8 protein-coding genes, 1 pseudogene and 1 riboswitch are annotated in these 8640 nt (G+C 70.8%); of the genes and pseudogenes, 8 read left to right on the forward strand and 1 reads right to left on the reverse strand.

The features are described 5' to 3' along the window. The 7 genes from CR470_RS32945 to CR470_RS39880 form a co-directional block, all read left to right on the forward strand. The coding region (locus CR470_RS32945; RefSeq protein WP_097871125.1) for a polyprenyl synthetase family protein at positions 1-877 on the forward strand (877 nt) is incomplete at its 5' end. A gap of 106 nt (positions 878-983) precedes the next feature. Continuing rightward, on the forward strand, positions 984-2984 hold the full coding sequence (shc, locus tag CR470_RS32950; RefSeq protein WP_097871126.1) for a squalene--hopene cyclase: 2001 nt from the start codon (positions 984-986) through the stop codon (positions 2982-2984). Beyond that, on the forward strand, positions 2984-3631 hold the full coding sequence (locus CR470_RS32955; protein ID WP_097871127.1) for a phosphorylase family protein: 648 nt from the start codon (positions 2984-2986) through the stop codon (positions 3629-3631). The genes shc and CR470_RS32955 overlap by 1 nt, the downstream gene beginning before the upstream one ends. A 5-nt stretch (positions 3632-3636) precedes the next feature. Further along, positions 3637-4656, forward strand: a complete 1020-nt coding sequence (gene hpnH, locus CR470_RS32960; RefSeq protein ID WP_097871128.1) for an adenosyl-hopene transferase HpnH — start codon at positions 3637-3639, stop codon at positions 4654-4656. 92 nt (positions 4657-4748) lie between these two features. Further along, the gene (locus CR470_RS32965) at positions 4749-6146 is read left to right on the forward strand and encodes an aspartate aminotransferase family protein (RefSeq protein WP_097871129.1); all 1398 of its coding nucleotides are present in this window, start codon (positions 4749-4751) and stop codon (positions 6144-6146) included. A gap of 61 nt (positions 6147-6207) precedes the next feature. After that, positions 6208-6816, forward strand: a complete 609-nt coding sequence (locus CR470_RS32970) for a helix-turn-helix domain-containing protein (protein WP_097871130.1) — start codon at positions 6208-6210, stop codon at positions 6814-6816. Between the two features lie 64 nt (positions 6817-6880). After that, a complete protein-coding gene (locus CR470_RS39880) occupies positions 6881-7054 on the forward strand; it encodes a DUF6126 family protein (RefSeq protein WP_006128941.1) in 174 nt (57 codons plus the stop codon). A gap of 32 nt (positions 7055-7086) precedes the next feature. Here CR470_RS39880 and CR470_RS32975 read toward each other — a convergent pair whose 3' ends face one another. Then, positions 7087-7899, reverse strand: coding sequence for a tyrosine-protein phosphatase (locus CR470_RS32975; protein ID WP_097871131.1), 813 nt, complete (start codon positions 7897-7899; stop codon positions 7087-7089). Between the two features lie 443 nt (positions 7900-8342). Next, positions 8343-8503, forward strand: a riboswitch (cyclic di-AMP (ydaO/yuaA leader). 2 nt (positions 8504-8505) lie between these two features. Here CR470_RS32975 and CR470_RS40860 point away from each other — a divergent pair. Further along, positions 8506-8640, forward strand: a pseudogene (locus CR470_RS40860) (peptidase); the annotation flags it as partial.

An 8640-nucleotide genomic window follows, 5' to 3' on the forward strand; every position in this document is an offset into this window, starting at 1 on the left:
CGGCAAGGCCGTGCGGCCCGCGCTCGCCCTGCTGTCCGCCGAGGCGGCGGGCGCCCCCGCCGAGGCGGGCATCCCCGGCGCGGTGGCCGTCGAACTCGTGCACAACTTCTCGCTGCTGCACGACGACCTGATGGACGGCGACGAGCAGCGCCGCCACCGCGACACCGTGTGGAAGGTGCACGGCCCGGCCCAGGCGATCCTGGTCGGCGACGCGCTCTTCGCGCTCGCCTACGACCTGCTGCTGGAGCTCGGCACGGTCGAGGCGGGCCGCGCGGCCCGTCGGCTGACCACCGCCACCCGCAAGCTCATCGACGGCCAGGCCCAGGACATCTCCTACGAGCACCGGGAGCGGGTCACCGTCGAGGAGTGCCTGGAGATGGAAGGCAACAAGACCGGCGCCCTGCTGGCCTGCGCCGTCTCCATCGGCGCGGTGCTCGGCGGCGCCGACGACCGTACCGCCGACACCCTGGAGGCGTACGGCTACCACCTCGGTCTCGCCTTCCAGGCCGTCGACGACCTCCTCGGCATCTGGGGCGACCCGGAGTCCACCGGCAAGCAGACCTGGAGCGATCTGCGCCAGCGCAAGAAGTCCCTGCCGGTCGTCGCGGCGCTCGCCGCGGGCGGCGAGGCCTCCGAGCGGCTGGGCGAACTGCTCGCCGCCGACGCCAAGAGCAACGACTTCGACAGCTTCTCCGAAGAGGAGTTCGCCGCCCGTGCGGCACTCATCGAGGAGGCGGGCGGCCGCGAGTGGACCGCCCAGGAAGCCCGTCGTCAGCACGCGGTCGCCATCGAGGCGCTGCACGCCGTCGACATGCCCCACCGGGTGAGGGAGCAGCTCACCGAGCTCGCCGACTTCGTGGTGGTACGAAAGAGATGATCACTCTTCGCATATGACTCGCAGTCGCCGGCCGGCGCCCCTCACCGGGCGCCGGCCGACGGAGACCCCAGCACAGCAGAGAATCGACTGCACGAAGGGGAAGCTCATGACAGCGACGACCGACGGATCGACCGGGGCCGCGGACCTCTCCGGTGCCCCGGCAGACGATCCGGCCGACACGAGAACCGCCGCGGACGACGTGACCGTCGCCGCGCGACGGGCCGCGGAACGCTCCGTGGAGCACCTGCTCGGCAGACAGGACGAGCAGGGCTGGTGGAAGGGCGACCTCGCCACCAACGTCACGATGGACGCCGAGGACCTGCTCCTGCGTCAGTTCCTCGGCATCCAGGACTCCGGGACCACCCGGGCGGCCGCCCTCTTCATCCGCGGCGAACAGCTCGGCGACGGCACCTGGAACACCTTCTACGGCGGACCGGGCGATCTCTCCGCCACGATCGAGGCGTACGTCGCCCTGCGGCTGGCCGGGGACCGCCCCGACGAACCGCACATGGCCCGCGCCTCCGGCTGGATCAGGGAGCAGGGCGGCATCGCGGCGGCCCGCGTCTTCACCCGCATCTGGCTGGCCCTGTTCGGCTGGTGGAAATGGGACGACCTCCCCGAACTGCCGCCCGAGCTGATGTTCTTCCCGAAATGGGTCCCGCTCAACATCTACGACTTCGGCTGCTGGGCCCGGCAGACCATCGTGCCGCTCACCGTCGTCTCCGCGAAACGCCCGGTGCGCCCCGCGCCCTTCGCCCTCGACGAGCTGCACACCGACCCCGACCACCCCAACCCCGCCAGGAAGCTTGCCCCGCCCGCCACTTGGGACGGGATCTTCCAGCGCCTCGACAAAGGGCTCCACCTCTACCACAAGGTCGCCCCGCGCCCGCTGCGCCGTATCGCGATGAACCTGGCCGCCCGGTGGATCATCGAGCGTCAGGAGAACGACGGCTGCTGGGGCGGGATCCAGCCGCCCGCCGTCTACTCCATCATCGCCCTGCACCTGCTCGGTTACGACCTCGACCACCCCGTGATGAGGGCGGGGCTGGCCTCGCTCGACCGGTTCGCCGTCCGGCGTGAGGACGGCGCCCGCATGGTCGAGGCCTGTCAGTCGCCCGTCTGGGACACCTGCCTGGCCACCATCGCGCTGGCCGACGCCGGACTCAGACCCGACCACCCCGCCCTGGTGAAGGCCGCCGACTGGATGCTGGCCGAGGAGATCACCCGACCCGGTGACTGGTCGGTGCGCAAGCCCGAACTCGCCCCAGGCGGCTGGGCGTTCGAGTTCCATAACGACAACTACCCGGACATCGACGACACCGCCGAAGTCGTCCTGGCGCTGCGCCGGGTGCGTCACCCCGACCCCGCCCGCATGCAGGCGGCCATCGACCGGGGGGTCCGCTGGAGCCTCGGGATGCAGTCCCGCAACGGAGCCTGGGGCGCCTTCGACGCCGACAACACCAGCCCCTTCCCCAACCGCCTGCCCTTCTGCGACTTCGGCGAGGTCATCGACCCGCCGTCGGCCGACGTCACCGGCCATGTCGTGGAGATGCTCGCCGTCGAGGGTCTCGCGCAGCACCCCCGTACCCGCGAGGGCATCGCGTGGCTGCTCGCCGAACAGGAGGCGTGCGGGGCCTGGTTCGGCCGTTGGGGCGTCAACTACGTGTACGGCACCGGGTCCGTGGTGCCCGCCCTGATCGCCGCCGGACTGCCCGCCGGACACCCCGCGGTCCGCCGGGCCGTGGGATGGCTGGAGTCCGTCCAGAACGACGACGGCGGCTGGGGCGAGGACCTGCGCTCCTACCAGGAGGAGAAGTGGATCGGGCACGGTGAGTCCACGGCCTCCCAGACCGCCTGGGCGCTGCTCGCCCTCCTCGCCGCGGGCCGCCGGGACACCCGCTCGGTCGCCCGCGGTGTCACCTGGCTGACCGAGGCGCAGCAGGCCGACGGCTCCTGGGACGAGCCGTATTTCACCGGCACCGGCTTCCCCTGGGACTTCTCCATCAACTACCACCTCTACCGCCAGGTCTTCCCTCTCACCGCACTCGGGCGTTATGTGTACGGCGACCCGTTCGCCGACCGCGCGGACGCCGCCGGGGGAGCCTGATGGACGCTCCGGGAGGGCACGGGCGCCCCGTGACACCGTTGCTGGTCGCCTGCGCCCTCGGCATCGAGCAGGTGGCCCTGCGCAGCGGCAGAGGCGCCCCGGGTCCGGTTCGGGTGCTGCGCACCGGCATGGGCCCCCGGGCGGCGGAGGCGGCCGTGGCGCGCCTCCTGGGCCCCGGCCGCATCCCCGACGCCGCCGTGATCGCCGCCGGCTTCTGCGCCGGTCTCGCCCCGGGGATGCACCCCGGGGACCTGGTCGTCGCCGAGGAGACCCGGGACGCGGACGGCGCCACGCCCTGCACGGGCACCGGCGTCCTGGTCGCCGCGCTCGCCAGGGCCGTTCCGGGCCGCACGGTCCACACCGGCCCACTGACCGGCTCCGACCATGTCGTACGCGGCTCCGAACGGGCCGCGCTGCGGGCGGGCGGGGCCATCGCGGTGGACATGGAGTCCGCCGCGACACTGCGTACCGCCCTGTGTCACGGCCCACGCCCGGTTGCGGCCGTCCGGGTGGTCGTGGACGCTCCAGAGCATGAGCTCGTCCGCATCGGCACCGTACGCGGTGGAATATCGGCGTTCCGCGTTCTTCGTTCCGTCCTTCCGGCGTTCTACGAATGGCACCGATCTTTACTGCTCCCCAGGAGGTGAGCCAGATGGCCATGCCGCTCCGTCAGTCCATCAAGGTTGCGACGTATCTCTTCGAACAGAAGCTCCGCAAGCGTGAGAAGTTCCCTCTGATCGTCGAGCTGGAGCCGTTGTTCGCCTGCAACCTCGCCTGTGAGGGCTGCGGGAAGATCCAGCACCCGGCCGGTGTCCTGAAGCAGCGCATGCCGGTCGCCCAGGCGGTGGGCGCGGTGCTCGAATCCGGTGCCCCCATGGTGTCCATCGCCGGTGGCGAACCACTGATGCACCCCCAGATCGACGAGATCGTGCGTCAGCTCGTCGCGAAGAAGAAGTACGTCTTCCTCTGCACCAACGCGATGCTCATGCGCAAGAAGCTCGACAAGTTCACCCCCTCCCCGTACTTCGCCTTCGCCGTGCACATCGACGGACTGCGCGAGCGGCACGACGAGTCGGTCGCCAAGGAAGGCGTCTTCGACGAGGCCGTCGCCGCGATGAAGGAGGCCAAGCGGCGCGGGTTCCGCGTCACCACCAACTCCACCTTCTTCAACACCGACACCCCGCAGACCATCATCGAGGTCCTCAACTACCTCAACGACGACCTGCACGTGGACGAGATGATGATCTCGCCCGCCTACGCCTACGAGAAGGCCCCCGACCAGGAGCACTTCCTCGGCGTCGAGCAGACCCGCGAGCTGTTCAAGAAGGCCTTCGCGGGCGGCAACCGGGCCCGCTGGCGGCTCAACCACTCCCCGCTCTTCCTGGACTTCCTGGAGGGCAAGGCGGACTTCCCGTGCACCGCGTGGGCGATCCCGAACTACTCGCTCTTCGGCTGGCAGCGCCCCTGCTACCTGATGAGCGACGGCTACGTACCGACGTACCGTCAGCTCATCGAGGAGACCGACTGGGACAAGTACGGCCGCGGCAAGGATCCGCGCTGCGCCAACTGCATGGCGCACTGCGGCTACGAGCCCACGGCGGTGCTCGCCACCATGGGGTCGCTCAAGGAGTCCCTGCGCGCGGCACGGGAGACCATCAGCGGCAACCGGTGAGGCGGTGACCGACGGGGTACGGCCGGCCGCCACGGGTCTCCCGGGGCGGCCGGCCCCCCGCAGCAGCACACCTCGAAGGAGAAGAACGGGCGATGACGGACGGCGGATCCAAGGGCTTCGACCTGGCTCGGCTCCTCGCCGAGCGCGGCGCCGAGCGGTACGACCTGCACGCGCGCCACCTCAACCACCAGCTGCCGCGCATGCTGCACACCATCGGCTTCGACAAGGTCTACGAGCGGGCCGAGGGCGCGTATTTCTGGGACGCGGAGGGCAACGACTACCTCGACATGCTCGCCGGGTTCGGCGTCATGGGTCTCGGCCGCCACCACCCTGTCGTCCGCCAGGCCCTGCACGACGTCCTGGACGCCCAGCTCGCCGACCTCACCCGCTTCGACTGTCAGCCGCTGCCCGGACTGCTCGCCGAGAAGCTCCTCGCCCACAGCCCGCACCTGGACCGCGTCTTCTTCGGGAACAGCGGCACGGAAGCGGTCGAGACAGCGCTGAAGTTCGCCCGCTACGCCACCGGGAAGCCCCGGGTCCTCTACTGCGACCACGCCTTCCACGGGCTCACCACCGGATCCCTGTCGGTCAACGGGGAGGCGGGTTTCCGCGACGGCTTCGCCCCGCTGCTGCCGGACACATCGGTCCCGCTCGGCGACCTGGACGCGTTGCGCCGCGAGCTGAAGCGGGGCGATGTCGCGGCGCTGGTCGTGGAGCCGATCCAGGGGAAGGGCGTGCACGCCGCGCCGCCCGGCCATCTGCGCGAGGCGCAGGAGCTGCTGCACCGGCACAAGGCGCTCCTGATCGTCGACGAGGTGCAGACGGGCCTCGGCCGGACCGGGGACTTCTACGCCTACCAGCACGAGGAGGGCGTGGAGCCCGATCTGGTGTGCGTCGCCAAGGCGCTCTCCGGCGGCTATGTGCCCGTCGGCGCGACCCTCGGCAAGGAGTGGATCTTCCGCAAGGTCTACTCCTCGATGGACCGGGTCCTCGTCCACTCCGCGAGCTTCGGCTCCAACGCCCAGGCGATGGCGGCCGGGCTCGCCGTCCTGACGGTCATGGAGGACGAGGAGACCGTGGCGAACGCCCGGCGCACCGGCGATCTGCTGCGCGGGCGACTGGCCGCCCTGGTGGACCGCTACGAACTGCTGCACGAGGTGCGCGGCCGCGGGCTGATGATCGGCATCGAGTTCGGCCGGCCGTCGTCGCTGAAGCTCCGCAGCCGCTGGACCATGCTCCAGGCGGCCCGCAAGGGGCTCTTCGCCCAGATGGTCGTGGTGCCGCTGCTCCAGAAGCACCGGATCCTCACCCAGGTCTCCGGCGACCACCTGGAAGTGATCAAGCTGATCCCGCCGCTGGTCATCGGGGACACGGAGGTGGACCGCTTCGTGGAGGCGTTCACCTCCGTCATGGAGGACGCGCACAGCGGCGGCGGACTGATGTGGGACTTCGGCAGGACGCTGGTCACGCAGGCCGTGGCCAACCGCTGAGGGCGTTTGCCTCTGAGGCAAGTAATTTGCCTCAGAGGAAAGGTCCTGGCCCAATAGGGGCATGAACCCTCCGGACGAAGGGGCGCTGGACGAGCTCCCCGGCGTCGCACCCCGACTGCGCGATCTGCGCCGTGCCCGCGGCCTCACCCTGGAGACCGCGGCCCGGCGGGCGGGGCTCTCCCCGGCCCATCTCTCCCGGCTGGAGACCGGCCGCAGGCAGCCCTCGCTGCCCATGCTGCTGGGACTCGCCCGCATCTACGGTACGACGGTCTCCGAGCTGCTCGGCGAGCAGCCGCCCGAACGGGACGCGATCATCCGCGGTGGTGGCTTCGAGGGGGCGGAGGCCGACGGCTGGATGTACCGGCAGGCGGGCGGATCCGGCCGCGCGATGCAGGCGCTGCGGGTGCGTGTCCCGTACGGGGCCCAGGGCGACCTGGTCCGGGTCCACCCGGGCGAGGAGTGGCTGTACGTCCTGGACGGCCGGCTGCGGGTCGGGCTCGGCGACACCGTCCACGACCTCGAACCCGGCGACAGCGCCCACTTCGACTCGCTCACCCCGCACCGGATCGCGGCCGTCGACCGCTGCGGCGCGGAGCTGCTCTTCGTCCACTCCCTGCTGCAGAGTCCCGCCGCCGAGCTGTGCCTCGGCAACGCCCTCCACGCGCGCTGACCGGCCGTCCCCGCCGGCTCCATCCTTCGCTCCACCGGCCGTGAGGCCGACAGAGAGGACCGTCATGTCCGATTCCGAACACTACGACCCGCTGGGCCCCGGACGCCGCGCGAACGAGGACCCCCAGGAGAAGCGGATGCCGCGCGGCGTCATCATCCGGCTCTTCGCCTATCTGGTCGCGGGCCACATCATCGCGGCCTTCCTCTACCTGCTCTTCGTGGTGGCCGGGAGCAAGTGAAGGGCTGCCCCGGGGAGGGGGTGCCGGAGGGGTCAGCCCTCGTCGAGCAGCCGCTCGCGCAGCCGTTCGCGGGTCTCGGGGGAGATCTTCAGCCCCTCGGCCAGGTAGCGGTCCGTCGTTCCCCAGTTCTCCTCGATGGTCGCGAAAGCCGCCGCGAGATAGGCGGGCCGCGCCCCGAAGAGCGGGTCCAGCAGCTCCTGCACCTCGGGCGACACGCCGGCCCCGGACGGGTCGGAGCGCTTCACCTCGTACCGGCGGTGGAGGTCGTTGGACTTGAGGTAGTCCTCCTCGATCGCCTCCGGTGCGACGCCGACCGCCAGCAGGGCGACCGCGATCGAGAGACCGGCCCGGTCCTTGCCCGCCGCGCAGTGCATCAGGGCGGGGAGACTGTCCTCGGCCAGGGCGTGCAGCACCCGGCTGTGCTCGGCGGTGCGGTCCAGAATCGTCGCGCGGTACATCCGGATCATGCGGTCGACGCCCTTGCCGCCCGCGAGGACCGAGCGCAGCTGCTCGATGTTCCCGCTGCCCACCAGCCGCCAGAACTCCGCGCCGTCGGCCGGGTCCGAGAGCGGAATGCTGACATTGCGGACACCGGCCAGCTCGATGTCGTACCCGTCGAGCCGGTGGTCGGCGGAGTGGCGGAAGTCGAAGATCGTGTGCAGCCCGAGCCCGCCGAGGAAGACCGCGTCCTCGGCGGTGGCGTGCGCCAGGTGGCCGCTCCGGTAGAGCCGCCCGAAGGCGGTGCGCCGCCCGTCCGTGGTGGGGAGCCCGCCCACGTCACGGAAGTTGCGGACTCCGGTCAGCGCGGTTTCTGTCGGCGGGACCTGCGGCACCTGTTGCGTCACGGTGGCTCCTGGGATCTCTGGCGTCGGCGCGGCTCGCCGGCGAGGGCGCTCCCGTGACGATACGACATCGATTCGACGGAAAATCATCACGGTCGCGCGCCCGGGTGCGGGTGCCGGGGCGGGCTGTCTGACCGGGCGTCAGGGACGACGAGGCTGGCGTGTCCGTATTGGTGCATTTCGCAGAACATGCCCCGCTAATGGGGGAGATGGGATTGCGGAGGTGAGCGGGATCATATCCGTGACGGTCCGTGGCGAGCGCGCCCCGGAGTATTCCCGTTGCCCGTACGGAAATCCAAGATCCGTAATCCACGGAGTGTGACGGGAAAAGCGGGGCGATAGCGAATCGATGATTCCGGTGCGCAATCGATGGCTTGTTCCGCTCGTCCTGACTCGTTTACGGTCGCCGCAATCCGGACGGACCGCCTAATCCTGCCGCCGCCCGGAATTCGCACCCACCCACTCACGCGTGGCAGGAGCGGGGGAACCAGGTAAGCCGCCGATCCGGAGCGATCCGGACCGGCTCGGGGTGAAGTCGCCGCAACGCGACCGGGCATCTCCAGCCCGAACCCGACAGCTCACCTCGCAGGCGCCGGAGAGGAACTTCCCATGCCCGCAAAGGGTAAGCACCGTCGTCCGAAGTCCGGCCCGATCTCCCGCGGCGTCCTCGCCGCCGGGACCGGTGGCGCCGCACTCGCCCTCCCGCTCATCGGCGCCACCGTCGCGAACGCCGCGGACCAGGCC

Source organism: Streptomyces sp. rh34, from assembly GCF_002551245.1.
Classification (GTDB): domain Bacteria; phylum Actinomycetota; class Actinomycetes; order Streptomycetales; family Streptomycetaceae; genus Streptomyces.

What these genes read in the sequence shown, in the direction of transcription:
- hpnH (WP_097871128.1), top strand. Translation starts at nt 3,637, where the DNA reads ATGGCCATGCCGCTCCGTCAGTCCATCAAGGTTGCGACGTATCTCTTC.
- shc (WP_097871126.1), top strand. Translation starts at nt 984, where the DNA reads ATGACAGCGACGACCGACGGATCGACCGGGGCCGCGGACCTCTCCGGT.
- CR470_RS32965 (WP_097871129.1), top strand. Translation starts at nt 4,749, where the DNA reads ATGACGGACGGCGGATCCAAGGGCTTCGACCTGGCTCGGCTCCTCGCC.
- CR470_RS39880 (WP_006128941.1), top strand. Translation starts at nt 6,881, where the DNA reads ATGTCCGATTCCGAACACTACGACCCGCTGGGCCCCGGACGCCGCGCG.
- CR470_RS32970 (WP_097871130.1), top strand. Translation starts at nt 6,208, where the DNA reads ATGAACCCTCCGGACGAAGGGGCGCTGGACGAGCTCCCCGGCGTCGCA.
- CR470_RS32955 (WP_097871127.1), top strand. Translation starts at nt 2,984, where the DNA reads ATGGACGCTCCGGGAGGGCACGGGCGCCCCGTGACACCGTTGCTGGTC.